The organism is Streptomyces sp. NBC_00322 (assembly GCF_036147535.1).
Taxonomy (GTDB): domain Bacteria; phylum Actinomycetota; class Actinomycetes; order Streptomycetales; family Streptomycetaceae; genus Streptomyces.
The window spans coordinates 4,914,703-4,940,297 of the sequence record NZ_CP108019.1 but is presented as its reverse complement, the minus strand read 5'-3'; the positions used below and the strand labels follow the sequence as shown (position 1 = coordinate 4,940,297).

The following is a 25,595-nucleotide window of genomic DNA, read 5'->3' as shown; positions in this document are numbered from 1 at the left end:
GCTTTACGCCTCCTTCTGTTCGCGCCCCGGTCCTGCTGGACCGGCGAAGGCCTGCGCGATGTCGAGCCACCGGTCGGCGTCGGCGCCCTTGGCGCGTACGGCGAGGTCGGCGCGGTGCGCGCGCTGGGTCACCAGGAGGCAGAAGTCGAGCGCGGGCCCGGTGACCCGCTGGGCGGCGTCCTCGGGTCCGTACACCCACAGCTCCCCGTCCGGCGCGGTCAGCTCGACGCGGAACGGCTCGGCGGGCGGGGTGAGGCCGCGTACTCCGAAGGCGTAGTCGCGTGCCCTGACCCCGATGTACGCGACATGCCGCAGGCGGGGGGTCGGTTCGCGTACGGCGCCGAGCGCGTCGGCGATGTCCTGGCCGTGCGCCCAGGTCTCCATCAGGCGTCCCGTCGCCATCGATGCGACGCTCATCGGCGGCCCGTACCAGGGGAAACGCGCTCCGGCAGGTGCCGCGCGCAGGGTCTGCTGCAGCTGCTCGCGTCCGGCGCGCCAGCGGGCCAGCAGCTCGGCGGGCGGCAGCGCGGCACCCTCCTCGGCGCCCTCGTCGACGAAGTCGTCAGGCGCTTTGAGCGCCTTCTCGACCTGGGCGCCGAAGGCCTCGCGGTCGGTGACGGCGAGCAACGCTGCCGCGTCGGTCCAGGCGAGATGGGCGATCTGGTGGGCGACGGTCCATCGGGGCGCGGGGGTGGGGCGCCCCCACTGCTCGTCGGTCAACTCCCCTACCAGCTGGTCAAGTTGATTGCTCTCGCTGCGCAGATCGTCGAGTACGACGGCCGGGTCGGACACGGTGCGCTCCCTCGGGACACGACGTTGTGTGCCCCGGAGCATGGCAGCGCGAGCGAAAACAAGCAAGCATGCTTGCTTTACTTTTTGAGGTCGCCCGGTGCCTTTCCGGCCACCTGAGTGCGCACCGCGCCCATGCTCGCCGCGATGACCAGCGCGATCGCCAACGCGTCGACCGCGGAAAGGGCTTGATGCAGTACGAGGAACCCGGCCGTCGCCGCGATCGCCGGCTCCAGGCTCATCAGCACCGCGAAGGTCGGCGCGGGCAGGCGGCGCAGCGCGAGCAGCTCAAGGGTGTACGGAAGGACGGACGACATCAGCGCGACGGCGAGCCCCAGCCCGAGCGTGGAGGGCACGACCAGCTTGGACCCGGCCTCCGCGAGCCCCAGCGGCAGACTCAGCACCGCCCCGACCGCCATCGCCAGCGCGAGCCCGTCGGCCTGCGGGAAGCGCCGCCCGGTACGGGCGCTGAAGACGATGTACGCCGCCCACATCGCGCCCGCCGAGAGCGCGAAGGCCGCGCCCACGGGGTCGAGCCGGTCGAAGCCGCCGCCGCTGAGCAGGAGCACACCGCCGAGCGCGAGACCCGCCCAGACGAGATTGACCAGCCGCCGCGACACGATCACCGAGAGCACGAGCGGGCCCAGCACCTCGAAGGTGACGGCCGCGCCGAGCGGGATGCGGTCGGCGGCCTGGTAGAAGAGCACGTTCATGGCGGCCATGACGGCACCGAAGGCGACGACCGTACGCCAGTCGGCGCGCGAGTGCCCGCGAAGCTTGGGCCGGCAGACCACCAGCAGCACGAGGGCGGCGAGGACGAGCCGCAGCGTCACGACACCGAGGGCACCGGCGCGCGGCATCAGCAGCACGGCGATGGCGGCACCGAACTGCACGGAGAGCGCACCTGCGACGACGAGCGCCACGGGCCCCGACGCGCGGCGGGAGCCGGCTGCGGGAGCGCCCGCCTCCAGTGCGGCAGCGGCCTCCGGCTCATTGGCGACGACCACGGCACGGGTCTCGTCCACCGCACACCTCCCAGGCTGAAATCTGACCCCCTCCAAGCTACGGGTCGGTGCGCGAAGGGTGAAATGCGGACTGGGCTGCGGTTTTGCTCCGCACGCATGAGCATCGAGCTGCGCCATCTCCGCTGCTTTCTCGCCATCGCCGAGGAATCCAGCGTGACCAGGGCGGCAGCCAGGCTGCACCTGACACAGCCGGCCGACTCCCGCACGCTCGCGGCCTTGGAAGCGCACCTCGGCAACCGGCTGGTGGACCGCTCCACCCACCATCTCGCCCTGACCGCACAGGGCCACGTCTTCCGCGACAAGGCCGCGGCCGCGGTCGCCGCGTTCGACGAGGCCCCCGACCGGGCCCGCCTGCGCCACTGGCCCCTGCGGCTGGGCTACGCCTGGTCCGCCCTCGGCCCGTGCACCAGCGAGGCGGCCCCAGGTGGCGGCCCCGTTCGAGCGGTGCCTTCACCGCTTGTGGCGCTGGAGGTCCCTCCACACCTGCACGATGTCGGCCGCACACAGCGCCAGGAGCACCAAGGGGGCCCAGAAGCGGTACGAGGCCACGTCGGGACTGCGCAGCTCGTCGCTCCACGCCACGGCGATCAGTGCGGCGAGCAGCCCGACGGCAAGGACCCGTCGCCGCTGGGCCCGCCCCTCGCGGCCCGGACCGCCGGCCAACCGGGATGCGTAGATCTCCACATCGCCGAATTCCCCCTGCGCCGTCAGTTCCGGTGCCGTGGCCAGGTGTGAGCGGGCTTCGGTCACATGCCCGCGCGCATCCTGCGCCGACATCCCGTGACGTCCGCGCAGCAGCCCGTTCAGGCGCCGGAGCCACGCCGCGCTGTCCCCGCCCCGGGCCGGGGCGAACCACCTGTCTGCTGTCCCCTCGGGCAGGCAGAGCGCGCCCGCCATCACCGCTGCCGATGCCGCCACCAGCACCGGCGCGGGCAGCGAGAACAGGGCGTTTTGGGGCAGCAGGGAAGCTGCTGCGATTCCGCCCACCAGCGCCACCGCGAACGCTCCGAGACACGCCCTCATCGCCGCCACGCGGCCCGCGGTGCGCAGAGCGAGCGCGACACAGGCGACCACTGTGGCTGCGGCAAGCGCGCCGACGCCGGTCAGCATGGCCCACGACACGTGGGCCCATATCCCGTCGCGGACCCAGACGATCACGCTCAGCAGGACTCCTGTGAACCCGGCAACCGCGAGCCCGACGGTGAACCGCTCACCGGCCGTCGTACCCGCCAGGTCCACCCTGCTCGTGTGCGCCTCGTCGATGCGTTCGGCCGCGACCGAGGCTGCGTACTGCCGGGGGTCTTCGAACAGGTCCCGCGCCGACCTGCCGGTCTCGGTCACCATCTCGTGGACCTCGGAGAGGGCCTGGTCCGCCAGCCCCTTCTGGGGGTTGTGCTTCAGAACGAGTTCGAGTTCGAAGGCGGCAGCCCACCACTCGTCCTCGTCCCGCGTCCACTGGATGCTGGTGTTCGCCGTCATAGTCCTTTCCCTCCCGTGAGCGCCGTCACTGTGGTGCTGAAGTCCTTCCAGGCCGTGCGCTGGTCCTCGAGGCGCCTTCGGCCCTCTTCGGTGATGAGGTAGTACTTGCGCCCCGGCCCGGCTTCTCCCGCCGCCCACTGCACCTCGACGGCGCCTTCCTCCGCCAGGCGGGCCAGCGCGGGGTAGAGGGTCGCGGGCTTCACTTTGCCGAGGCCGGCCGACGACAGGCGGGTCAGCAACGCGTAGCCGTAGCTGGGCCCTTCGGCTTCCAGGACGCCCAGCAGGCAGAGCTGCAGGCATGCGCGTACCCACGCCGGGTGAGGTACGGCCATGAAGACCAGCCCCCTCTCGAAGTCTCGACTAGTTCGAGAATCACACTAGTCCAGGAAACAGGAAGACCGCTACCTCGCAGGGGCGGGGCAACTGGGGGCGCCGGCGCGGGAGGTGGCCGCGGCGCAGTGAGCTGCCCCCATGTGGGTGACACGGTCCCGGTTTCCCGTTCCCTCAACTGTGATCCCTTGACCCTTGGGTCTCCACCTCGGGAGCATCGAGCAGGACATGCGGCACTGTCGGCAGGGAAGAGGGGAACCCAGACGATGATGGTCTCGAAGCTGATCAGCACGTGCGAACTCAAGGACTGTCCGACGTTGTACGCCACCGACCGGGACACTCTGCTGGTGCAAGGGGAAACGCCCGCCGACCACGGGCTGCGCATTCCTGCGCATGAGACCCTCGTCGAAATTCCGATGGAACTGATTCGGAAGGCGATTCGTGAGCAGCTCATCTAAGACGTTCGCGGGGCTGTTCGACAACTTCGAGCTGGAAGCCTTCCGACTGGAGACTCTGGATGACTACGGCAAGTCCGGAAACGTCATCGCCTACCAGTCATTCCTGGCAGGTGAGCCGCAACCCGAGGCCTACAACGCGGAATGGGTGGCCGAGCTCCAATCGCACGTAAGCAAGGGAAAGCGTGTGTATCGCGTACATATCCTGTCCCGCCCGCTAACTCCCTATCTTCGGTTTGAGCTCGGCTGGGGCTACCAGAAGAACATGAGCGGAGGCGAGGAGTTCTTCATCCTCGACACGACCGAGCAGTCGAACCCTCTTGATGGCGTCCCCGACTTCTGGCTCTTCGATTCGACGGACACAGCGGTACTGGGGTACGACGAGGCCGGGGCGTTCCTCGGCGCAGAAGTCCTCGAGGCAGGGCGAGCACGCGAGTTCGCCGAGTATCGAGAGACGGCGCTGGCCCATTCAGAGCCGTTCAAAGACTGGTGGGCCACGTACGGGGAGTGAACAGAGCGCAGCTTGGAGCAGCCCTGCGGGCACTGCGAGAGGCATCCGGAAAGGAAGCCAAAGCAGTGGCCCGCAGCGCACTCATGTCGCCGTCCAAGCTGTCCAAGATTGAGAACGCGAAACTTCAGCCGAGCACAACTGATGTAGAACGGGTCCTGACCGCCATTGGCGTGTCGGACGAGATAAAGGCGGAGTACACCGAAGCAGCGCGGACTGCGGCCACCGAGACGACGGCATGGCGTCTGTTGAAGCGAGCCGGGATCCATAAGGGCCAGCAAGCGACAAAGGCTCTTGAGGCGCAGATGTCGGTGCTGCGACTGTTCCAACCGGCGCTGGTTCCAGGGCTGCTTCAGACGCCGGAGTACATCAGGGCCGTTCTGCAACGGCACAGCCTGAGCGAAGAATCCCTGACCAGCACTCTCTGCGGAAGACTTGAACGACAGGAAATCCTTTACGACAACACAAAGACCTTGCGGTTCATTGTCACGGAACCTGTTCTCCGCTGGCGGATTGTCTCAGCGCAGATGATGGCTGCACAGCTGGACCGGATCGTCTCCGTCTCCAGGCTCCCCCACGTGGACATCCGCGTAGTTCCCTTGGAAGGGCGACAGCACGACTTCGCCAACCACGCCTTTGTGATCCGGGATGACCGGATGGTCACCGTAGAAACCGTTCACGCCGAGGTGGTCGTGACCGATCCAAGAGACGTTGCTCTCTACGTACAGAAGTACGAGGGCTTCGAGCAAGTGGCCCTGTCCGGCGATGGAATGCGGAGCATGGTCGAAGGCATCCGGGACGGATTCTTGCGGGAACAGGAAACAGACTAGAGCGGCATCTGTGCTGGCCCCACGATGAACCCATGCCGCAGGAGACACCCAACCAGCAGCCCGTTCCCAGGGGTTGGCAAATGGACCCCATTCCAAGTCGCCCCGCCTACAAAGACGAAGACGGGAACATCCGCATTCCCATCTGGCTGACGAAGAACGGTCGGCATGCGGCGGACACGGAAATGGTCCTGCTCCCCTCGGAAGCCGAATTGCTGAACGAGCGGCTGACCAACGCCGTCGGCGACCCGCCGTCGAACCTGCAGGCGCTGCACCACGCCCACGTCGTCGCCCGGGGCCACGGCGTCACGGTGTCCAAGCTCCCCCACTCCACCTGAGGCGGCCGCCCCTCACACCCCCATGACTTCCGCCCGACCAAGGGCGGGGGACGGCCACGCCCTGTGGCCGTCGGACGATCAGGAAGGCATACCCATGCAGACCGGAACCGACCTGTACGCACTCCCCATCGACCGCGCCGCCTTCGCCAAGGCCTGCGGCGGCAACACCCACCCCGACGGCGAGTCCTGCGTGACTCTCGCCCGCATCGGCGAGGACGCCTGGGCTCTGGGTGACAGCAAGCAACCGGGCGTTCAGCCGCTCCGGTTCACCACGGCCGAGCTGGACGCCGCCGGGATCGACCCGGAGCGGTTCGGACTCTCGGCCTAGCGAGCCGCCCCGGCCCCCCTTCCCCCCGGGGCCGGGGCCTCCAACCGCACCGAACGAGGTGACAGTTGCACTTCCACGGCTACCTCTGGACCGGCCCCAAGCAACAGTTCGACCAGGAAGCCCTGCGCCGCCCTACGCACCCCGATCCGCCCCCGCCCGGCAGCAAGCCGGAACTGATCCAGCGGTACCGCGAGGTCGTCGCCGACTTCCCCGTCTCCGATCTGCCACCCCTTGAGACAGCGCACTGGCTCATGAAGCCCGGGACGCTCGTACAGGGCACGTGGGAGGAGGCGAAGAGGGCAGCGGAATGGCTCGGTGAGCGGCTGACCGAGTACGCACCTCGCTTCGCTTCCGCATCGGATCGTGATGTCACGCGCATGACCACATTGATCGACTCAGCTGCTGATCAGGTTGGTTGGGGCGGCGATGTGTCGATCGGCTTCTATCTCGAACGGCCGTCGTTCCTGTCAGTGGCCTTGGTGACGTGCTCACCCAATCGCTCATCGCCCGATCTCAACTGCCCCATTCGCTAGACGAGGGCTAATGCTGTGACCGGAAAGGTTCGCCGGGTTCCCAGCCGGTTCCTGAAGGAAGTCGCTCCCAGCACTCGCGCTACGGTTCCCACCATGCCTCCATCAACCGCCGGACCGTTGCCTGTCACCGCGGACGACCTTGAGCAAGCTGTCCAACTCGCCGTCGCCACTCTCCGGGAGGCGCCCTCGGCGGCCTGGGACCGCAAGGCCGGCTCTCTGGAGTGGGACTGCTGGGAGACCGTCGAGCACCTGAGCGACGATCTCTTCGCCTATGCCGCCCAACTGGGTCCCAAGGCACCGCCTTTGGAGGGCGACGTGCCCTTCGTGTGGGAAAGCCGAAGGCCCGGCGGCCCTGCGAACGCTGTTCACGCAGACCGCGCGGCGGGATCGGCCGGGCTGTTGCAGGTGCTGGAGGCGAGCGGCGCGCTGCTGGTCGCCATGGTGCGTACGACGCCGTCGCGGGTCCGCGCGTACCACGTCTTCGGGGTTTCGGACCCCGTGGGCTTCGCCGCGATGGGGATCGTGGAGACCCTGGTGCACACCCATGATCTGGCAGAGGGGCTCGGGCTCGCCTGGACGCCGCCCGCCGATCTGTGCTCGCGCGTGCTCGCCCGGCTGTTTCCGGATGCCCCATCGACCACGGACCCCTGGCCCACCCTGCTGTGGGCCACCGGACGCGCCGAACTGCCCGGACACCCTCGTCTCACCACATGGCGCTGGCACGGCACGCCCCGGTCATAGCTCTCGGATGCCTTCGCCGGGAAGGTACGCCCGGTTGGCGGTCAGGCCGCCGGCGCCGTCGGGCCTTGCGACGCGGATCGACTTCAGCGCGGCCAGAGTGTTCGCGGCACCCGCCACGACCACCAACCCGGCGAACCTGTGCGGTCACAGCACCAGCTCCCCCGGGCCCTTGTTCACGCAGGCAACCCGGCTCTACGCTCCGTGCTGCGCCCGGCACAGGAGGACCCCCGCGTGAACTTCGTCAGCCTTGTCACCCTTCTGCCCTTAGCTGTGATCTTGTTCTTGCCGGTGATCGTCGTCATCGTCCGCCGCGGAACAGCAACGCGAGGCCGGGCTCACAGGGAGATCGAGTTCAGGAATGCCCTGCCGGCCCGGTCGACGCCGGAGGGGGAAACGGACAGGCTCGCGCTGGGCGCCCTGGACCACCTGTGCAGCACGAGCGGGAGTGTTCCTGACGTGTTCGTCGACATGTCGGGCTACTTCCGGCAGATGGCCTGGAATCCCGCGGATGTGCATCACATCATGGGCAGGCTGGAGGACCTGGGGCTCGCCCATCAGCAGGTGACCGACCACCATCCGTTCAGCCCCGGCCGCTACCGGGCCACCGCAGTGGGAGTCAGAGAGAACGTGGCGAACTACGGCCGCAGGCACGCGCCTTCCGGTGTCACCATCCATCAGACATCGGGCTCCGGCGACAACCACGTCTCGGGGAATTTCAACAGCCCCGGTGCGACCTCCACCACCTATCAGTCCCACAACGAGCAAGGCCGGGTCACTTACCAGGAGTTGGCACAGCAACTGAGGAGAGAAGCCGAGCGCGCTCCGCAGGAGCAGGCCGATGTCGCCGCGAGCCATGCGGATGTCCTCGACGCGGCACTGGCCGACGGCGACGAGCAGGCTCGCGATCAGGCGGTGGGACGGATCCAGCGCTTCCTGCAGACGGCCGGTACCGGATTCGAGGCCACGCAGCGGTTGCTGAGCCTGATCAACTCCTAGCGCCTGCCGCCGCCCTGACCTCAGCTGTTGCCCGCTAGTTTTTCTGCAGGGCGCGAGTGACACCCGCGATGACGGCGGTCGTCAGCACCCAGCCGAAGGCGATCAGGAGGTAGGCCAGCCACTGGAGGCTGTCGTTCGACCAATACCAGGCCGTGCGCTGACCCAAACCACCGATGGGGTGCGCGGTGTTCACGCCCTGGAGGAGCGCCACGATCACAGCGGCCCGAACCGTTCGCCCAGGGCCCCACTGCCCACCCTCGGCGACACGGTCATCCTCAGGCACACCCCTGCGCAGGTCCACGCGGCGTCCCTCGGGAAGAGATCCCACAGCTCACGCTCCGGTGAAGTCAACTCGTCGCATGAGAGCACTCATGCAGAGTAATGATCTTCCTTCGCGCTCGCCCTTGCCCTACCGGGCTCGATGGGTTGCCCATGGGCTATGTTGAACATGTTCAAAATCTGGCGCGCGACGTGGGGGGAGCGGTGTCGACGGAGCAGGTGCCCACGCGCAGAGTAGGGCGCGTGTTCAAGCGGATGGGCCGATGCGTGCTGACGTATGTCCTCATCCACACCGCAGCATGGGTGGCCATCTCTCTGACGGTCTCGTGGGAGGAAACCTTCCTGGAGATCATGACGTTCGGGATGGGCATGCTGCTGATCATCGGCATACCGTCCGTGCTCATTGGTGTTTTCGCGGTAACGGTGCACAACCGCATGGACGTGGTCTGGTTCCGCATGCTGCTCGGCATCCCGCTGGTCCTCTGTGCGTGGCCTGTCATCGCCAGCAGCGCGTCCGAACCGATGCAGTTCCAGGTCACCGCGCAAGTCGCTTTCGCCGTGCTGATACCTGCGCCGCTTTTCCCCGAGGACTGGCTCGGAGAGGAGAGGCTGACCGGTGAGTGAAAGCCAGAGGCAGCCGCTGCCGGCCGCCACGGGGCCCGATGTCGGCCCGGTCCCGCCGGGCCTGCCCAGCCACCCGGCTCCCCCGCACCGCGCGCCGCGCCGCCGCGCCCGTGGTAGGGAGGGCTCATGAACCGCGACGAGCTGATTTGGTTTCTTCGCCGCTACAAGCTCGCCGTCCAGTCGACAGTGACCCCGGACGGCGCGCCCCAGGCCGCCGTCGTCGGATACGCGGTCAGTGACGACCTCGAGATCGTCTTCGACACCGTCGAGACGACGCGCAAGTGGCTCAACCTGCGCGCCGACCCCCGCATCGCGCTCGTGATCGGCTGGGACGACGCGATCACCGCGCAGATCGAGGGCGTCGCCGACTTCCCCACCGGCGCCGAACTGGAGCGCGTTCAGGCGTGCTACTTCACGGCGTACCCGGACGGCCGGGACCGGCTGTCGTGGCCGGGCATCACGCATGTGCGGGTGCGGCCGAGCTGGGTGCGCTACAGCGACTTCACCCAGGATCCGCCCCTGATCGAAGAGCTCACGATCGGGTGATCCCGGGGCCCTCGCCCAGGCCCCGCCCCAACCCCTCCGCCAGCACCTCCGCCAGGTGCCTCCCCCTCCGACCCTCCAGTTGTTCCAGTTGCGTACGGCACGAGAAGCCGTCCGCCAGGATTTCCGTGGACTGAGCCGCCGCCCGCACCGCCGGGAGCAGTTGGTCCTCCGCGCAGGCGACCGATACCTCGTAGTGGCCCTTCTCGAAGCCGAAGTTGCCCGCGAGGCCGCAGCAGCCGCCGCTCAACTCGCCCTCCAGGCCGGCCCGTTCGCGCAGGCGGCGTTCCGCCTCGTCGCCCAGGACCGCGTGCTGGTGGCAGTGGGTCTGGCCCGCCACCGGGCGGTTCAGGCGGGGCGGCTCCCAGTCCGGGGCGCATTCCTCCAGGGCCTGGGCGAAGGTGCGGACCGAGGCCGCGAGGCGGGCCGCCCGCGGGTCGTCGGTCAGGAGTTCCGGCAGGTCCGTCTTGAGGGCCGCCGCGCAGCTCGGCTCCAGGACCACCACCGGGACGCCCAGGTCCAGCAGGGGCTCCACGGTGTCCAGGGTCCGGCGCATGACCGTCCGGGCCCGGTCGAGCTGGCCCGTCGAGACGTACGTCAGGCCGCAGCAGACCCGGCCCGGCGGCAGGGCGATGCCGATGCCCGCCGACTCCATGACGTTCACGGCCGCCCGGCCCACGGACGGCGAGAGGTGGTCGGTGAAGGTGTCCGGCCACAGCACCGCCGTGCGGCTGCGGGTGAAGACCTCCGTACGGGTGGCCAGATGGTCGCCCAGCCAGCTGCGGAAGGTCTGCGGCGCCAGCAGCGGAAGGGCACGTTCGGGGGCGATGCCACCTAGGCGCTTCGCGAGCGCCGCGAGCGGGCGCACCCGCGCCAGCGCGTTGACCAGCCGTGCGTACGGCGCGGCCGCCCGCAGCCACTCCGGCAGCCGGCCCATCGCGTAGTGCGAGGCGGGCCGCACCCGGTGCGCGTAGTGGTGGTGCAGGAATTCCGCCTTGTACGTGGCCATGTCGACGCCCACCGGACAGTCGCTGCGGCACCCCTTGCAGGACAGGCACAGATCGAGCGCGTCCCGCACCTCGTGCGAGCGCCAGCGGCCGTGGACCACCTCGCCCGCGAGCATCTCGTGCAGCAGCCGGGCCCGCCCACGGGTGGAGTGCTGCTCCTCGCCCGTCGCGCGGAACGAGGGGCACATCACGTCCGGCCCCGAACTCGGCCCTGCCACCCGGCACTTGGCGACGCCGACACACCGCCGTACCGCCGCCGAGAAGTCCCCGCCGTCCCCGCCGTCGTGCGGATAACCGAAGGCCACCTCGACGCGTTCGCGCGGCAAGACGGAGAAGCGGAGGTTCGCGTCCAGCCGCGAAGGCCGGGCCAGCATGCCCGGGTTCATGCCGCCCGCGGGGTCCCAGACGTCCTTGACCCGGCCGAAGAGGGCGACGAGTTCGTCGCCGTACATCTTCGGCAGCAGTTCCGCACGCGCCTGCCCGTCGCCGTGCTCGCCCGACAGCGAGCCGCCGTGCGCGACGACCAGGTCCGCCACCTCCTGCGAGAAGTGCCGGAAGGCCCGCACACCGCCGTCGCTCATCAGGTCGAAGTCGATACGGACATGGATGCAGCCGTCGCCGAAGTGCCCGTACGGTGTGCCGCGCAGACCGTGCGCCGCGAGCAGGGCGCGGAAGTCCCGCAGATACGCGCCGAGCCGCGCGGGCGGCACCGCGCAGTCCTCCCAGCCCGGCCAGGCCTCGGCCCCGTCGGCGGTGCGGGTCGCGGTGCCCGCCGCGTCCTCGCGGACCCGCCACAGCGCCCGCATTCCGGCCGGATCGTCCACCACCGCGCCATCCAGCGCGTCGGCCGCCCGCACGATGTCCTCGGCGCGGGCCCGCGCCTCGGCCGCCGTGTCGCCGCCCGTCTCCACGAACAGCCAGGCCCCGCCGCGCGGCAGCCCCCGCTCGCCGCGCACCAGATCCTCTGCCATGCCCTCGACGGTCAGCGGCCGGTGCGTCAGCAGTCCGGCCGCCGCGTCCGCCGCCGCGCTCTCGTCCGGGTAGCCGAGCACGGCGAGCGCACGCGCGCGTGGCGCGTCGACGAGCCGTACGGATGCCTCCGTCAGCACCCCCAGCGTTCCCTCGCTGCCGCAGAACGACCGCGCCAGGTCGACGCCCTTCTCGGGCAGCAGCGCATCCAGCGCGTATCCGGAGATCCGGCGCGGCAGCCCTTCGGGGTACCCGGTCCGCAGGAGGGCGAGATTCCGGTCGACCAGCTCGCGCAACCCCGTCGGCGCAGCGCCGCGAGCACGGGGAGCACCGGGAGGGCCTTCCCAGCCCTGGCCGAGACGCAGCTCGGCCCCGCCGTACGTCACGACGGACAGCGCGCGGACGTTGTCGGCGGTCGTGCCCCACGCCACCGAGTGCGCGCCGCAGGAGTTGTTGCCGATCATCCCGCCGAGCGTGCAGCGGCTGTGCGTGGAGGGATCGGGCCCGAAGGTGAGCCCGTTGGGCCGTACGGCATCGCGCAGCGTGTCCAGTACGACTCCGGGCTGCACCACCGCCGTGCGCGCCTCGGCGTCGACCTCGACGACGGCGTTCATGTGGCGGGTGAAGTCGAGGACGACGCCGATGCCGGTGGCCTGCCCGGCGATGGACGTACCGGCGCCGCGCGGCACCACCGGCACCCCGTGCGTACGGCACACCTCCAGGGCGGCCGCCACGTCCGCCGCGTCGCGCGGCGCGACGACGCCGACCGGCACCCGCCGGTAGTTGGAGGCGTCCATCGTCATCAGGGCCCGGGCCGCCGCACTGAAGTCCACCTCGCCGCGCACCGCCCGCGTGAGCGCTCGCACCAGCTCGCCCGTCTCGCGCCGGCTCCGCACTGCCCCTCGCTGCTCAGCCATGTGTCTCAGGATGCCCCTGTCGCTCACATCACACCGGAACGAAACCTGCCGGTTGCGGGCACCGCGTACCGTCGCCGGAGCGGAAAGCCCGCCCGGAACTGCCCAGTCCGATCGCCAACTCTCCTATAGTGACCACCACTTGATCAGGGAACAAGCGGCTCCAGTTACGCCCTCGCCACCCCGGAAGGCAACACTCGATGACCGGCACCCCGCAGAACCGATGACCCCCGCCACGCGGGCGGTCCCCCCGGCGCAGCTCCACCCCACGCGCGCCGGGACGACCGTCAACGCCCTGAAGATCGTCGTCGTGGGCGGTTACGGGGTCGGCAAGACGACGATGGTCCGCTCCGTCAGCGAGATCCGTCCGCTGCACACGGAGGAGGTCATGGGCCTCGCCGGCACCCGCCCCGGCAGCCCCGGCCCCGACGACACCCGCCGCGTCCGCGCCAAGGGCTCCACGACCGTCGCCTTCGACTTCGGCCGCATCACGATCGACGACCGCAGCATCCTCTATCTCTTCGGCGCACCCGGCCAGGAACGCTTCGGGTTTCTGTGGGATCGCCTCTTCGAGGGAACGCTCGGCGCGGTCGTCCTCGTCGACACCCGCTCGCTGCCCGACGCCTGGTACGCGCTGGACCGCCTGGAGCAGCACGGCACGCCCTTCATCGTCGCCGTCAACGACTTCGGCGGACCCCTGCACAGCGAGGAGCAGATCCGCGAGGCACTGGCGCTGGGGACGGAGGTGCCGCTCGTGGAGTTCGACGCCCGCGACCACTCCTCCAGCAAGTTCGTCCTGCTCGCGCTGGTCGAGCATCTGCACGAGCTGTCCGTACGGGAGCACGAGCAGGCCCTCCAGGACAAGGACTGAAGCGCGACCCCCGACGCGCAGGTCAGGCGGGCGGGAGCCCGTCTCAGCCGCCGGACCGCGTGTCCACCACGGCGCGGGACCGGTATACGCTCCAGAACGTGGCTGAGATCCAGATTCCCGCTGACATCAAGCCCGCCGACGGCCGTTTCGGCGCGGGCCCCTCCAAGGTGCGTACGGAGGCGCTGGACGCCCTGGCCGCCACCGGCACCTCTCTCCTCGGCACGTCCCACCGCCAGGCCCCGGTGAAGAACCTGGTCGGCGCGGTGCGCGACGGCGTACGCGACCTCTTCCAGCTCCCCGAGGGCTACGAGGTCATCCTGGGCAACGGCGGTTCCACCGCCTTCTGGGACATCGCGACGCACGGCCTGATCGAGAACAAGTCCCAGCACCTGACCTTCGGCGAGTTCTCCTCCAAGTTCGCCAAGGCCGCCAAGCTCGCGCCGTGGCTGGCCGAGCCGACCGTCATCACCTCCGAGCCGGGCACGCACCCGGACCCGGAGGCGGAGGCGGGCATCGACGTGTACGCCTTCACCCACAACGAGACCTCGACCGGCGTCGCGGCCCCCATCAAGCGCGTGCCGGGCGCCGACGAGGGCGCACTCGTCCTGGTCGACGCCACGTCCGGCGCGGGCGGCCTGCCCGTCGACATCGCCGAGACGGACGTCTACTACTTCGCCCCGCAGAAGTCCTTCGCCTCCGACGGCGGCCTGTGGATCGGCGTCTTCTCCCCGGCCGCGCTGGAGCGCGCCGCGCGTATCCACGGCTCGGGCCGCCATGTGCCGGAGTTCTTCAGCCTGCCGACGGCGATCGACAACTCCCTGAAGAACCAGACGTACAACACGCCCGCGCTGGCGACGCTCTTCCTGCTCAACGAGCAGCTGAAGTGGCTGAACGGCCAGGGCGGCCTGGACTGGTCGGTCGGCCGCACGGCGACGAGCTCGCGGACGCTGTACGGATGGGCCGAGGCGTCCAAGTACGCGACCCCCTTCGTGGTCGACCCGGCGAAGCGCTCGCAGGTCATCGGCACGATCGACTTCACGGACGACATCGACGCGGCGGCCGTCGCGAAGGCGCTGCGCGCGAACGGCATCGTCGATACGGAGCCGTACCGCAAGCTGGGCCGCAACCAGCTGCGGGTGGCGATGTTCCCGGCGATCGACCCGGCGGACGTCGAGGCGCTGACGGCGTGCATCGACTACGTGATCGAGAAGCTGTAGCGCTGAAGCTGTAGCGCTACGGAGGTGTACGGGAACGGGCCCGGCGGCGTGACGCTGCCGGGCCCGTCCCGTTCCCGGGCCCGCCTGCCTTCGTTCCTGAGCGCGCTGTCTGCCGGATGGACCACCGCAGCGGGCGGGCTCGTCTCCCTGTCCTGATGCTGGTTTCTGTGCACCCGCCACCGTCACCACCCTCAGGAGCGATGCCCGTGTCCCGTTTCCGCTTCCGTACCTGGCTGCTCCCCGCCGCCGTCCTGCTGGCCGTCGGCTGCCTCGCCGGGCCGGTGTCCGCCCCCGCGGTGGCCGGGGAGCCGGCAAGCACCGGTCACGACGACGCACTGCAGGAACGCCTCGAAGAACTGCTCCGGGCACCCGGCGGCCCGCCCGGAATCATCGCCGTACTGCAGCGCGGGGACAAGAAGAAGATCTACCGGGCCGGCGTCTCCGAGCTCGGCACCGACCGGCGGCCGCAGCCGACCGACCACATGCGCATCGCCAGCACGGCCAAGGCCTTCAGCGGAGCCGTCGCCCTGCAATTGGTCGACCGCGGACTGCTCGGCCTCGACGACACGATCGGCGAGCGCCTGCCCGCGCTCCCCGAGGCCTGGCACGCGGTGACGCTCCGGCAGCTGCTCAACCACACCAGTGGCCTGCCGGACTACATCTTGTCCCCGGAACTCCTCGCGATCCTGATGGCCGACCCGCACCACGTCTTCGACTCCCGCCGCCTCCTCGACTTCGTCGCCGACGAACCGCTGGCCTTCCCTCCCGGTTCGCAGTACCAGTACTCGAACTCGGACAACATCGCCGTGGCGCTCATGGCCGAGGCGGTGACCGGCCGACCGTACGAGGAGCTGCTGAAGCGGCTCGTCTACCGCCCGCTGGACCTGCGGAACACCAGCCTCCCGCAGGGCTTCCTGCTCCCCGAGCCCTATCTGCACGGCTACGCCGTCGACCCGCCGGACCCCACGGAGGATGTCAGCACCGCACTCAGCGCGTCCGGCGTCTGGGCGTCCGGCGGCATCGTCTCCACCCCCAGGGACCTGACCAGGTTCATCCGCGCCTACGCGGGCGGCGACCTCATCTCGAAGCCGACGCGCCACCAGCAGCTGCAGTGGCGCGCCGGCGCCTCCGAACCGGCGGGCCCGGGCGTCAACGCCACCGGCCTGGCGATCTTCCGCTACACGACGCGGTGCGGTGTCGTGTACGGCCACACGGGCAACTTCCCCGGCTACACCCAGCTGATGGCGGCGACGCCGGACGGGAAGCGGTCGCTGACGTTCTCGATCACCACGCAGGTGAACAAGGACAACAAGCCGGAGCTGCTGGCGGAACTCCGGTCGGTCCAGGAGGACTTCATCTGCGCGCTGCTGCGCCGTTAGCGCTTGCGGCGGGCTTGTTCCCCACCCCGCCCCTTCCCGAACTGGGGGCAAGCCCCCAGACCCCGTACGCGCTTCGCGCGTGTCCTCAATCGCCGGACGGGCTGGATGTGCGGCAGGGCCGCACATCCAGCCCCGCCGGCGATTGAGGCGCGGGGAGGTTGGGGGTCCCCCCGGACGGAGTCTGGGGGAGGGCGGGGTGGGGGAAAGAACCCCCCGAACGTGACGCGGCGCGCAGAACGTGCATTCATGGAGGTATGAGTACGAGCCCGGGGCTCATCCCCTTCGAAAAACAGTGGGCTGTTCTGCTCACCAGCTACAAACAGGACGGCACCCCCGTCGGTACCCCCGTCAGCATCGTCGTCGACGGCGACCACGCATACGTCCGCACCTACGCCGCATCCGGCAAGGCCAAGCGGATGCGGAACAACCCGGAGATCGAGCTCGCGCCCTGCACGGCGCGCGGCAAGCCGACCGGGCCGGCGATCAAGGCAAGGGTGCGGCTGCTCGACCCGGGCAGCGAGGAGAGCCAGCACGCGTCGAAGATGCTTCTGCACGAGCACCCGTTCATGCACGGCGCGCTGGTCCCGATCGCGCACAAGGTGATGCGGGACAAGACGCTGCACTACGAGGTGCGCCCGCTCTAGCCCGCGCACCGGCCCCCGCCTAGTCGCGCCGCAGCAGCCGCTTGAACCCGAGAACGAGCGCCGTGCCACCGGCGAGGGCGATCAGCCCGTACGTGAAGTTGCCGGTCCCACCGGTTCCACCGCTGCCGCCGCCCGAACTCCCGCTCTTGGAGGGAGACGTGCTGCCCCTGTCCGGCGAGGACTCCTTCCCGAGGGCGACCCGCTGCACGTCGCTCTGCTCGCCCTCCGAGCCGAACATCAGCGCCTTGCCGTCGAGGGTGTACGTCACCGACTCGGCCTGCCCCTGAAGGGGCGCCTTCACGCGGTGGTCGGCGCCGAGGCGGCCGTTCTTCCACTCGTATCCGCGCGCGCTGAAGTAGGAGCGCAGCACCAGTTCCCTGCCGTCGGGCGAGAAGGCCCCGTCGGTCACCCAGGGCACCTCGCCGATCCGCCGGAAGGTGTTCGTGCCCGAGGAGGTGAGCTTGGCGGGCCCCTCGTACAGCCCGCCGCCGTCCTCGTTCTTCGACGCGATGTAGACCCGCCCGGTCGTGGGATGCACCATCAGCGCCTCGGCGTTCCGCGCCCCGTCCTCGTACTTGACGATGTACTGCGTCGCCCGGACGGTCATGTCCTTGAGCGCCTTCGGCTCGGGGAACGCGTAGATCCAGACGTGGTCCCAGCTGCCGTTGAGGTTGTCACCGATGTCCCCGACGTAGACCTTCCCGTCCGGGCCGACCGAGATGGCCTCCATGTCACGGGGCTTCCCGACCCCGCTGAAGGTGATCGTCGCGACGGTCTCGCCGGTCCTGGAATCGACGGCGAAGACGCGCGGCTCGTCCTGGTCGTTGTGCGTCCAGTACACGCCGGGGTGCGCCCGGCTGGCGGCGAGCCCGCTGGACTCCGTGATGCGCGGGTCCTTGATCGTGAACCCGGAGTCGTCGTCGGCGGAGGCGGGGACGGCGGCGAGCACCAGGACCGCGAGGGACGCGGCAACGGCTCCGGCGGCCCCGGTGACGTACGGAAGCGAACGCATGCCCCCCAGCCTGCCACCTCGCCCTTGATGCCTCCGGATCGGCGGCCGTGGTCAGCCTCACATCGCAGGTGCGGGGCTTGATCGGACATGATGACCCCCATGCGTTTCATGTTCGTCGGCGACTCCATGACCATCGGACGCGCCGGCGACTACACCTGGCGCTACCGGATGTGGCAGCACCTTGCCACGACCTTCGAGGGCCCGTACGAGATCGTCGGCCCCAGGACCGAGCTCTACGACACGGCATCGAATGCGCCGGTCTCCCACACCTACGCCGACCCGGCCTTCCCGGCCGAAGCCCGCCGCCATCTGTCCGGCTGGGGCGAGGGCTGGCTCCACATGGCCCCGGTCATCCGCGAGGCGGTCGCCACGCAGCGGGTCGACATCCTGCTGGTCTCGCTCGGCCTGATAGACCTCGGCTTCTACACGGACAGCACCCAAACCGCCCTGAACGCCCACCAGTTCATGGCCGAGGCCCGCGCGGCCAACCCACATGTACGGATGGTCCTGCTGCCGGTCATCCCCAACATACGGGCCCGCTCCGACGCCCCCTTCGCGGCGGAGTGCGACCGCTTCAACGAGCTCCTGGCCAAGGCGGTCGCCGACCTGGACACGGCCTCCTCGCCGATCCTGCTGGCGTCGCCGCCACAGTCGTACGCCCTCGACACGGACACGTACGACGGGACGCACCCGGGCCCGACGGGCGAACACAAACTGGCGGCGGCGTTCGCGGGGGCGATGCATCAGGCGTGGGGGCTCGGCGGGGCGTACGGCGTAACGGCATCGCCGTCAGAGCCGGGCGCTGCACACCATCACCGTCTCGTGTAGCAACTCCGGTTCTACGAACGGAACTTCGGTCGACGGCCGCGGCCGCCACTCCAGCGGCCACGTCAGCCCGTCCAACGCGGGCACCCCGCGAACGCAGTACCCCTTCCGCTCCGGGTGAGCGCCCGCGCGCCCGCAGGCCACGCTGGGACTATGAGCACGGACCTGGAGTGGTTCAAGAGCAGCTACAGCAGCGAAGAGGGCGAGTGCGTCGAAGTCGCGAACCGCGGCCGCGCCATCCACGTCCGCGGCTCCAAGGACACCACCCGCCCTGCCCTCGCCCTCGCCCTCGCCCTCTCCCCCGCCGCCTGGACCGCCCTCATCGAGGCCGTCAGGCGCGCTGCCTGACGGCCGTCAGAACACGAACGGGCCTGGCGTCTGTGCCGACGTGGCGGTGCACGTCACCGTGATGCCGAAGACGACGACCGTCAGCGACTTCCCCTCCAGGCTGTCGCCCGCGGCGACCGTCCCGGTCAGCGGCCCGGTGGACACGTCGCCCCCGGCCGGGATGGCCGGGTTGGAGTTGCCGGTGAACGCCGCCGTGTCGGAGCCGTTCTTGGTGAGGTTGAGGGTCGACTTGACCGACTTCTCCGAGATGGCGATGGGCGACTTGATGGCCGAAGTCGAGACGCTGATGGTCGCGGCCGTGCCGTCCTGAGTGGCCGTGAGCGTTGCCGTGCCGGAGCCGAAGGAACCGCAGTCGAAGGAGAGGGCGGCCGTCTCCGGTGTCACGGCGGTGGCGATGGGTGCCATGACGAGCACGCCTGCGGCGACAGCTCCGCCCAGTAACGCGCCTGTGGTGAATGTGCCGTACTTCATGGGGTCCCGCCTTCATGTGGGGGTTACGGGTTTGGCGTCACCGGCCAGCACATCAGATCCGCGGCTCGGCTCCTGACGAGCAGTCAGCGACACACCGTCATTGCGGCATGGACACCTCAAAATGGCAAGGCGGATTCCGCAGGCTTCGCCGCGCACCGGCCAATTCCGGCCTTCACACGCGCGGAGCCGATCCACCACCCGTGCGACTGCGGCTCGACCATCACGGCCACGTCCTGACGCCCGCCGGGGCGCCCGCCCCCGGGCGCCCCGACGCCCCCCTACGCCCGGGTGAGCCGGTTGGCGAGCGTCGACATCGTGTACGTGCCGATGCCCATGACCACCTCCAGCGCGTTCTGCTCGGTATAGCCGTGCGCGAAGAACGACTTCAGCTCCTCGTCGGCCACGCCGCCCGCCGTACGCAGCGCCTCCAGTGTGAACTGCCGTACCGCTTCGAGCCGTTCGTCGCCGAGCGGCTGCCGCCGCTCGCGCAGCGCGGCGATCAACTCCTCGTCCGCGCCCAGCGCCCGCAGCTTGCCGGTGTGCATCTCGACGCACACATGGCACTCGTTCCGCGTCGCGACCACCATGATGACCACCTCGCGGGCGACCGGATCCAGGGTCGCCTGCTCGAACATCGCGCTGAGCTTCAGGAAGCCGTCCAGCAGTTGCGGCGAGGAGGCGAGCCGCGCGACGGCGGGTGGCAGGTGGCCCAGATGCTTGATCGTGGACTCCATGGCGCGGCGCGAGGCGGGCGGGGCCGATTCCAGGGTGTGTTCGGTGAACATGCGAGAGCCTCCTACAATCGACAACATGGTTGACGATGAAAAGGTAAACCAGGTTGTCGAATCGCGCAACGGTCGTGGTGACACGCCTGGTTACGAGCTGCCCCTGCTCCTGTTCGCCGGGTTCCGCTCCCTCATCGACCGCCTCCACGCCGAGCTGGCCCAGCAGGGCCACCCGGACGTCCGGCCCGCGTACGGCTTCGCGATGCAGGCGATCGGCGCGGGCGGCGCGACCGCCAGCGAGATCGGGCGGCGGCTCGGGGTCTCCAAACAGGCCGCGGGCAAGACGGTCGACCGCCTCGTCACCCTCGGCTATGCGGAGCGCACGGACGACCCGTCCGACGCCCGCCGCAAGCTCGTACGCCTCACCGCGCACGGCATCGACGCGCTGACCCGCTCGGCGGCGATCTTCGACGAACTGCGGGCGGAGTGGGCGGGCGCGGTCGGCGCGGGGCGCGTGCGCGAGATCGAGGAGACGCTGCGTACGGTCGTCCCGGCGGATGCGTTCCGGCTGGACGCGGCGGGGTGGTTCGGCGGCGCGTGACGAGTTCTCGCCACGGTGTGACGTTGTCTCCGTGCGTATCGTTGTACGAGGCGACTGCATGCAACCACGCGGCAGTGGGGAGGAGCGCCACGATGACCGTCGTAGAGAGCGGCAGGATCGACATGGCCGACGACAACGCTGAGCGCTTGGACCAGTGGTTCAAGCGGCTTGAGCAGATGCCCGTCCCCGAGGGAGTCAAGGTCGAGATCGTCGGGGGAAACGTCTTCATGTCGCCGCAGCGGAACGTCCATTGGCAGATCATCCGCAGAATCGTCAGAGCGCTGGAAGACAAGTTCGGCATGGATGTCGAAGTGCTGTCGGACGTGCGCATCGATTTCCCGGGCCATGAGAACGGCCTCTGCCCGGACGTGGCAAAACTCCGCGAGGGAGCACTGCCGGACAGCCAGGACCGCTGGCGCTACGAGGACGTCGAGTTCATCGCCGAGGTCATCTCCCAGGGCACCGGCTTCAACGACTACGGCCCCAAGAAAACCGCCTTCGCCACTGCCGAAGTGCCCGTCTACCTCATCGCCGATCCCTACCAGGGCAAGTGCCACCTCTACACCCGGCCCAAGGACGGCGATTACATCGGCGAACAGACGGTCGCCTTCGGCACGGACGTCGACCTCACCGCCACCCCCCTGGGGCTCACCCTCTCCACCGCCGACTTCCCCCGCGACTGACCCCCTTATCCCCTTGCCTGGAGCGCGCTCCAAGGCGTTGGCTGAATAACCATGAAGTACACACAGCTCGGACGCACCGGACTCAAGGTCAGCCGACTCGTCCTCGGGACGATGAACTTCGGGCCGCAGACCGACGAGGCCGACAGTCACGTCATCATGGACGCCGCGCTCGGCGCGGGGATCAACTTTTTCGACACCGCCAATGTGTACGGCTGGGGCGAGAACAAGGGCCGCACCGAGGAGATCATCGGCTCCTGGTTCGCCAAGGGCGGCGACCGGCGCGACAAGGTGGTCCTCGCCACCAAGGTCTACGCGAACATGGCCGCCGACGGCGACGCCTGGCCCAACCACGACCGGCTCTCCGCGCTCAACATCCGCCGGGCCGTCGACGCCAGCCTCAAGCGGCTGCGGACGGACCACATCGACCTCTACCAGTTCCACCACATCGACCGCCGCACCCCGGTCGAGGAGATCTGGCAGGCCATCGACACCCTGATCGCCCAGGGCAAGATCCTCTACGCGGGCTCGTCCAACTTCCCCGGCTGGAAGATCGCCCAGACCAACGAGATCGCCCAGAAGCGCGGCTCGTACGGCCTCGTCAGCGAGCAGTGCCTCTACAACCTCGCCGAACGCCGCGCCGAGATGGAGGTCATCCCGGCCGCGCAGGAGTACGGACTCGGGGTCATCCCCTGGTCGCCGCTGCACGGCGGGCTGCTCGGCGGCGTGATCAAGAAGGAGAACGAGGGCAGGCGCCGGGCCTCGGGCCGCTCGGCCGACGCGCTCACGAACACCGAGGTACGGGCACAGGTCCAGGCGTACGAGGACCTGCTCGACAAGCACGGACTGGAGCCCGGCGAAGCCGCGCTGGCCTGGCTGCTCACCCGGCCGGGTGTCACCGGTCCCATCGTCGGCCCGCGCACCGCGGACCAGCTGGCCTCAGCGCTGCGCGCCGTGGAGCTGGAGCTGAGCGACGAGGTGCTGTCCGGGCTGAACGAGATCTTCCCGGGTCCGGGGCCGTCCCCGGAGGCCTTCGCCTGGTAGGGATCGGCTGGTAGGGCAGCAGCGACGCGGCCGTGAGGCGGACAGGCTACTAGGGCGTGTTTGAGAAGTTTCGCCTGCCACGCGACGCCTGGCACGCGCACTCGCGGTGTTGTCGGAGTCGCCCAAGTACGTCCAGTACGAGGGCGATCCTCCGCCTTGCGATTGCACGCACCAGACGCCGCGGGGCCCGCCCTGCGGGCGGACGGCGCTACTTCTCAAACACGCCCTAGCCCACCACGGCCGCCACGGCGATGATCGCGAACATCAGCACGAGCACGCCGGCCATGATCTGGTTTCTGGTCTTGGGATTCACCCTTCGAGACTAACCGGCCCGCCCGAGCGGCCAGGCACCGACCGTCTCGTACCGCGGCTGCTCGCCGCGCACCCCGCTCGCCGGCAGATTGCTGCGTACGAGCGCGAGCTCGCCTACCTCCCAGGGCGGGCCCTCGAGGGTCTCCAGCTCCTCGACGAAGGGGCGCAGATCCGCGTCGTCACGGCTGCGGGCGATCGTGAGATGGGCCTGGTAGCGGCGGTGCTCCTCCATAGCGATCCCGGTTCGCCGCGCGGCCGCGTCCGCACGCTCGGCGAGAAGCCGCATCTCCTCCAGGCCGCCCGCCGCACCCGCCCACAGCGCCCGGTGCCCGAAGCGCCCACCGCGGTGCAGCCGCAGCGGGAAGGCAGCGGTCCGATGCGCGGCCCGCCCGAGCCGCTCGTGCAGCTCGGGCAGCAGGGCGTCGTCGACCTCCCCCATGAAGGCAAGCGTGAAGTGCCAGCCGGGCCGGCCGGTCCAGCGCAGGGCGTCCGCGCCGGGGAGAGTTCTCAACCGGTCGATTTCCAGGGCGAGTTCGTCGACGGCGGGGGTGGGCGGGAGTACGGCGGCGAAGAGTCTCATGATCCGAGTCTGACGCAGATGGGGCAGCCTGCGGCGGGGTGCCCCCGGACCCCCGCGCCTCAAACTCCCCCAGAGGGCTGAATGTGCGGCAGGGCCGCACATTCAGCCCGTCCGGCGATTGAGGACACGCCCGAAGGGCGTGTGGGGGCTTGGGGCGGAGCCCCCAGTTTGCGCCGCGAAGCGGGGCGCAGGGGTCTGGGGGCTTGCCCCCAGTTCGGGACGGGGCGGGTAGGGGAACGCCCCGCGCAGCGGCACCCGGCACCCGGCACACCGCATCCCGCACCCGGCGACGCCCTACGCCGCCGTCGCCAACTCCTCCCTCCGCACGAACTCCACATGCCTCCGCCCCCGCCGCAGATCTATTTTCAGGCGCAGCCCGCCCACCCGGGCGAGCATCACGCCGACTCCTATCGCCGCCACCAGCGCCACCGCACCGCCCGCCGCGAAGCCGATCCGCGGTCCGTACGTGTCGGTGATCCAGCCGACCAGGGGCGCGCCCAGCGGCGTACCGCCCACGAAGACCATCATGAACAGGCTCATCACCCGGCCCCGCATGGCCGGTTCCGTCGCCATCTGGATGCTGGAGTTGGCCGTGACATTGACCGTCAGGCCGAACATCCCGATCGGCACCAGCAGCACAGCGAAGATCCAGAACTGCGGCGCGAACGCGGTCACGATCTCCAGGACGCCGAAGAGCATCGCCGCGATCACCAGCACCCGCAGTCGCGAGGTGCCGCGCCGGGCTGCGAGCAGGGCTCCCGCCAGGGAGCCGGCTGCCATCAGGGTGTTGAGCAGCCCGTACGTACTGGCACCGGAGTGGTAGACGTTGTTGACGAAGGCCGAGAGCCAGATGGGGAAGTTGAAGCCGAAGGTGCCGATGAAGCCGACGAGGACGATCGGCCAGATCAGCTCGGGCTGCCCCGCGACGTACTTCAGTCCCTCCCGCAGTTGCCCCTTGCCGCGCGGCGCGCGCTCGATCTTGTGGAGCTCGCCGGTGCGCATCAGCAGCAGGCCGGCGAGGGGCGCGATGAAGGACAGGCCGTTCAGCAGGAAGGCGTAACCACTCCCGACGGCCGTGATCAGTACACCGGCGACGGCCGGGCCGACCAGCCGCGCGGACTGGAAGTTGGCGGAGTTGAGGCTGACCGCGTTGGACAGTTGCTCCGGGCCGACCATCTCGGCGACGAAGGACTGACGTGCCGGATTGTCGACGACCGTGACGAGGCCGAGAAGGAAGGCCGTGAGGTAGACGTGCCAGACCTGGACATGGCCGCTGAGCGTGAGTGCGGCGAGCGCCAGGCCGGTCAGGGCCATCGCCAACTGGGTGGCGACGAGCAACTGCCGCTTCGGCAGCCGGTCGGCGAGCACTCCGCCGTACAACCCGAACAGGAGCATGGGCAGGAATTGCAGCGCGACGGTGATGCCCACGGCGGACGCGGATCCGGTCAGGCTGAGCACCAGCCAGTCCTGGGCAATGCGCTGCATCCAGGTGCCGGTGTTGGAGACGACTTGCCCGGTGGCGAAGAGCCGGTAGTTACGGATCTTCAGCGAGCTGAACATGGTTGTAGGGGCGGGTGCGGGTGCGGAGTGTGCTCCGGGTCCCGGACTCAAAAGTGTTCGCCTCCTTGGCTGTGCGGATCAGAGGTGCGCGAGCTTCTCCAGTACGGGGGCGGCGGCACGCAGCTTCGCCCAGTCGTCCTCGTCCAGACCCTCGGCGAGCGAGGCCAGCCAGGCGTTCCGTTTGCGGCGGCTTTCTTCGAGCATGGCCTCGGCCTGCTCGGTCTGGCTGACGACCTTCTGCCGGCGGTCATCGGGGTGCGGCTCGAGCCGGACGAGTCCCTTGGCCTCGAGCAGCGCCACGATCCGGGTCATGGACGGCGGCTGGACATGCTCCTTGCGGGCCAGCTCACCGGGGGTGGCGTGGCCGCAACGGGCGAGGGTGCCGAGCACCGACATCTCGGTCGGGCTCAGCGATTCGTCGACGCGCTGATGCTTCAGGCGCCTGCCCAGCCGCATGACGGCCGAGCGCAGGGAGTTCACGGCGGCGACGTCGATGTCATCGCCATGGGACAGGTCAGGCATGTTCGTTAGCATAACTCATTACCCAGCCTAAAGACCAGTGGAGGTTACTGCCGAGACGACTTCCTCACTCATATGAGTGAGGTGAGTCCGGAAAGTGACGCAGCTGCGGCGGCGGTCCG

General features: G+C 69.5%; 31 protein-coding genes and 1 pseudogene. 20 read left to right on the top strand and 12 right to left on the bottom strand.

All coding sequences use genetic code 11. The features are described 5' to 3' along the window. Positions 1 to 3: 3 nt before the first annotated feature. Positions 4 to 792, bottom strand: coding sequence for a TIGR03084 family metal-binding protein (locus OG905_RS22545; protein ID WP_328676471.1), 789 nt, complete (start codon positions 790 to 792; stop codon positions 4 to 6). A 77-nt stretch (positions 793 to 869) separates the two neighbouring features. Continuing rightward, a complete protein-coding gene (locus OG905_RS22540; protein ID WP_443043970.1) occupies positions 870 to 1,814 on the bottom strand; it encodes an EamA family transporter in 945 nt (314 codons plus the stop codon). A 96-nt stretch (positions 1,815 to 1,910) separates the two neighbouring features. On the opposite strand from OG905_RS22540, the pseudogene OG905_RS22535 reads away from it, so the two are divergent. Next, positions 1,911 to 2,225, top strand: a pseudogene (locus OG905_RS22535) (helix-turn-helix domain-containing protein); the annotation flags it as partial. A gap of 39 nt (positions 2,226 to 2,264) precedes the next feature. Here the strand turns inward: OG905_RS22535 and OG905_RS22530 are convergent. Both OG905_RS22530 and OG905_RS22525 read right to left on the bottom strand, forming a co-directional pair. Beyond that, a complete protein-coding gene (locus OG905_RS22530; protein WP_328676469.1) occupies positions 2,265 to 3,293 on the bottom strand; it encodes a hypothetical protein in 1,029 nt (342 codons plus the stop codon). Further along, positions 3,290 to 3,625 (bottom strand): PadR family transcriptional regulator, encoded by a 336-nt coding sequence (locus tag OG905_RS22525; RefSeq protein ID WP_328676468.1) that lies wholly within the window; start codon positions 3,623 to 3,625, stop codon positions 3,290 to 3,292. Before OG905_RS22525 ends, OG905_RS22530 begins: the two co-directional genes overlap by 4 nt. 264 nt (positions 3,626 to 3,889) lie before the next feature. Between OG905_RS22525 and OG905_RS22520 the strand changes: the two genes are divergently transcribed. The 8 genes from OG905_RS22520 (at position 3,890) to OG905_RS22485 (ending at position 8,349) form a co-directional block, all read left to right on the top strand. Continuing rightward, positions 3,890 to 4,081, top strand: a complete 192-nt coding sequence (locus OG905_RS22520; RefSeq protein ID WP_328676467.1) for a hypothetical protein — start codon at positions 3,890 to 3,892, stop codon at positions 4,079 to 4,081. After that, the gene (locus tag OG905_RS22515; RefSeq protein ID WP_328676466.1) at positions 4,065 to 4,589 is read left to right on the top strand and encodes a DUF6879 family protein; all 525 of its coding nucleotides are present in this window, start codon (positions 4,065 to 4,067) and stop codon (positions 4,587 to 4,589) included. Before OG905_RS22520 ends, OG905_RS22515 begins: the two co-directional genes overlap by 17 nt. Then, entirely contained in the window at positions 4,586 to 5,416 is an 831-nt protein-coding gene (locus OG905_RS22510) for a helix-turn-helix domain-containing protein (protein ID WP_328676464.1), read from the top strand. The genes OG905_RS22515 and OG905_RS22510 overlap by 4 nt, the downstream gene beginning before the upstream one ends. 32 nt (positions 5,417 to 5,448) lie before the next feature. After that, positions 5,449 to 5,751, top strand: coding sequence for a hypothetical protein (locus OG905_RS22505; RefSeq protein ID WP_328676462.1), 303 nt, complete (start codon positions 5,449 to 5,451; stop codon positions 5,749 to 5,751). Positions 5,752 to 5,845: 94 nt separating this feature from the next. After that, the gene (locus OG905_RS22500) at positions 5,846 to 6,079 is read left to right on the top strand and encodes a DUF397 domain-containing protein (protein WP_328676461.1); all 234 of its coding nucleotides are present in this window, start codon (positions 5,846 to 5,848) and stop codon (positions 6,077 to 6,079) included. Between the two features lie 65 nt (positions 6,080 to 6,144). After that, entirely contained in the window at positions 6,145 to 6,612 is a 468-nt protein-coding gene (locus OG905_RS22495) for a hypothetical protein (protein WP_328676460.1), read from the top strand. A gap of 93 nt (positions 6,613 to 6,705) precedes the next feature. After that, positions 6,706 to 7,353, top strand: a complete 648-nt coding sequence (locus tag OG905_RS22490; protein WP_328676459.1) for a hypothetical protein — start codon at positions 6,706 to 6,708, stop codon at positions 7,351 to 7,353. A 231-nt stretch (positions 7,354 to 7,584) separates the two neighbouring features. Next, positions 7,585 to 8,349 carry a hypothetical protein gene (locus tag OG905_RS22485; RefSeq protein WP_328676457.1) on the top strand — a complete coding sequence of 255 codons (765 nt, stop codon included), beginning with the start codon at positions 7,585 to 7,587 and terminating at the stop codon, positions 8,347 to 8,349. Between the two features lie 34 nt (positions 8,350 to 8,383). Here the strand turns inward: OG905_RS22485 and OG905_RS22480 are convergent, their stop codons facing one another. Continuing rightward, positions 8,384 to 8,566, bottom strand: a complete 183-nt coding sequence (locus tag OG905_RS22480; RefSeq protein WP_328676454.1) for a hypothetical protein — start codon at positions 8,564 to 8,566, stop codon at positions 8,384 to 8,386. A gap of 215 nt (positions 8,567 to 8,781) precedes the next feature. Between OG905_RS22480 and OG905_RS22475 the strand changes: the two genes are divergently transcribed. Both OG905_RS22475 and OG905_RS22470 read left to right on the top strand, forming a co-directional pair. Then, a complete protein-coding gene (locus tag OG905_RS22475; RefSeq protein WP_328676453.1) occupies positions 8,782 to 9,252 on the top strand; it encodes a hypothetical protein in 471 nt (156 codons plus the stop codon). A 126-nt stretch (positions 9,253 to 9,378) separates the two neighbouring features. Further along, complete coding sequence (locus OG905_RS22470) at positions 9,379 to 9,798, top strand: pyridoxamine 5'-phosphate oxidase family protein (RefSeq protein ID WP_328676451.1); 420 nt, start codon at positions 9,379 to 9,381, stop codon at positions 9,796 to 9,798. Here the strand turns inward: OG905_RS22470 and OG905_RS22465 are convergent. Continuing rightward, positions 9,785 to 12,688, bottom strand: coding sequence for an FAD-binding and (Fe-S)-binding domain-containing protein (locus OG905_RS22465; protein WP_328676449.1), 2,904 nt, complete (start codon positions 12,686 to 12,688; stop codon positions 9,785 to 9,787). The genes OG905_RS22470 and OG905_RS22465 overlap by 14 nt on opposite strands. Positions 12,689 to 12,908: 220 nt before the next feature. Between OG905_RS22465 and OG905_RS22460 the strand changes: the two genes are divergently transcribed. From OG905_RS22460 to OG905_RS22445, 4 genes are all read left to right on the top strand, one after another. After that, positions 12,909 to 13,556, top strand: a complete 648-nt coding sequence (locus tag OG905_RS22460) for a GTP-binding protein (RefSeq protein ID WP_328676447.1) — start codon at positions 12,909 to 12,911, stop codon at positions 13,554 to 13,556. A gap of 98 nt (positions 13,557 to 13,654) precedes the next feature. Then, positions 13,655 to 14,773, top strand: a complete 1,119-nt coding sequence (gene serC, locus OG905_RS22455) for a phosphoserine transaminase (protein ID WP_328676445.1) — start codon at positions 13,655 to 13,657, stop codon at positions 14,771 to 14,773. A gap of 200 nt (positions 14,774 to 14,973) precedes the next feature. Further along, positions 14,974 to 16,152: a serine hydrolase domain-containing protein gene (locus OG905_RS22450; protein WP_328676443.1), complete on the top strand. Its 1,179-nt coding sequence runs from the start codon at positions 14,974 to 14,976 to the stop codon at positions 16,150 to 16,152. A 254-nt stretch (positions 16,153 to 16,406) separates the two neighbouring features. Continuing rightward, positions 16,407 to 16,796 (top strand): PPOX class F420-dependent oxidoreductase, encoded by a 390-nt coding sequence (locus OG905_RS22445; RefSeq protein ID WP_328676441.1) that lies wholly within the window; start codon positions 16,407 to 16,409, stop codon positions 16,794 to 16,796. 19 nt (positions 16,797 to 16,815) lie between these two features. Here OG905_RS22445 and OG905_RS22440 read toward each other — a convergent pair whose 3' ends face one another. Further along, positions 16,816 to 17,808 carry a WD40 repeat domain-containing protein gene (locus tag OG905_RS22440; protein ID WP_328676439.1) on the bottom strand — a complete coding sequence of 331 codons (993 nt, stop codon included), beginning with the start codon at positions 17,806 to 17,808 and terminating at the stop codon, positions 16,816 to 16,818. A 99-nt stretch (positions 17,809 to 17,907) separates the two neighbouring features. Here OG905_RS22440 and OG905_RS22435 point away from each other — a divergent pair, with 99 nt between their 5' ends. Further along, the gene (locus OG905_RS22435) at positions 17,908 to 18,636 is read left to right on the top strand and encodes a GDSL-type esterase/lipase family protein (protein ID WP_328676437.1); all 729 of its coding nucleotides are present in this window, start codon (positions 17,908 to 17,910) and stop codon (positions 18,634 to 18,636) included. Positions 18,637 to 18,786: 150 nt separating this feature from the next. Then, positions 18,787 to 18,981, top strand: coding sequence for a DUF397 domain-containing protein (locus tag OG905_RS22430; RefSeq protein ID WP_328676434.1), 195 nt, complete (start codon positions 18,787 to 18,789; stop codon positions 18,979 to 18,981). A 6-nt stretch (positions 18,982 to 18,987) separates the two neighbouring features. On the opposite strand, the gene OG905_RS22425 is transcribed toward OG905_RS22430, so the two are convergent. Both OG905_RS22425 and OG905_RS22420 read right to left on the bottom strand, forming a co-directional pair. Further along, on the bottom strand, positions 18,988 to 19,452 hold the full coding sequence (locus OG905_RS22425) for a hypothetical protein (RefSeq protein ID WP_328676432.1): 465 nt from the start codon (positions 19,450 to 19,452) through the stop codon (positions 18,988 to 18,990). Positions 19,453 to 19,730: 278 nt separating this feature from the next. Next, the gene (locus tag OG905_RS22420) at positions 19,731 to 20,237 is read right to left on the bottom strand and encodes a carboxymuconolactone decarboxylase family protein (RefSeq protein ID WP_328676429.1); all 507 of its coding nucleotides are present in this window, start codon (positions 20,235 to 20,237) and stop codon (positions 19,731 to 19,733) included. Between the two features lie 25 nt (positions 20,238 to 20,262). Between OG905_RS22420 and OG905_RS22415 the strand changes: the two genes are divergently transcribed. From OG905_RS22415 to OG905_RS22405, 3 genes are all read left to right on the top strand, one after another. Then, positions 20,263 to 20,778 (top strand): MarR family winged helix-turn-helix transcriptional regulator, encoded by a 516-nt coding sequence (locus tag OG905_RS22415; RefSeq protein ID WP_328676427.1) that lies wholly within the window; start codon positions 20,263 to 20,265, stop codon positions 20,776 to 20,778. Between the two features lie 92 nt (positions 20,779 to 20,870). Beyond that, on the top strand, positions 20,871 to 21,461 hold the full coding sequence (locus OG905_RS22410; protein WP_328676425.1) for a Uma2 family endonuclease: 591 nt from the start codon (positions 20,871 to 20,873) through the stop codon (positions 21,459 to 21,461). Between the two features lie 51 nt (positions 21,462 to 21,512). Beyond that, positions 21,513 to 22,502, top strand: coding sequence for an aldo/keto reductase (locus OG905_RS22405; RefSeq protein WP_328676423.1), 990 nt, complete (start codon positions 21,513 to 21,515; stop codon positions 22,500 to 22,502). 322 nt (positions 22,503 to 22,824) lie between these two features. On the opposite strand, the gene thpR is transcribed toward OG905_RS22405, so the two are convergent. The 3 genes from thpR to OG905_RS22390 all read right to left on the bottom strand — a co-directional run bounded on the left by thpR (position 22,825) and on the right by OG905_RS22390 (position 25,476). Further along, complete coding sequence (gene thpR / locus OG905_RS22400) at positions 22,825 to 23,394, bottom strand: RNA 2',3'-cyclic phosphodiesterase (protein WP_328676420.1); 570 nt, start codon at positions 23,392 to 23,394, stop codon at positions 22,825 to 22,827. Between the two features lie 294 nt (positions 23,395 to 23,688). After that, positions 23,689 to 25,005 (bottom strand): MFS transporter, encoded by a 1,317-nt coding sequence (locus tag OG905_RS22395; RefSeq protein ID WP_328676419.1) that lies wholly within the window; start codon positions 25,003 to 25,005, stop codon positions 23,689 to 23,691. 27 nt (positions 25,006 to 25,032) lie between these two features. Beyond that, positions 25,033 to 25,476 carry a MarR family winged helix-turn-helix transcriptional regulator gene (locus tag OG905_RS22390; protein ID WP_328676417.1) on the bottom strand — a complete coding sequence of 148 codons (444 nt, stop codon included), beginning with the start codon at positions 25,474 to 25,476 and terminating at the stop codon, positions 25,033 to 25,035. Positions 25,477 to 25,595: the final 119 nt, after the last annotated feature.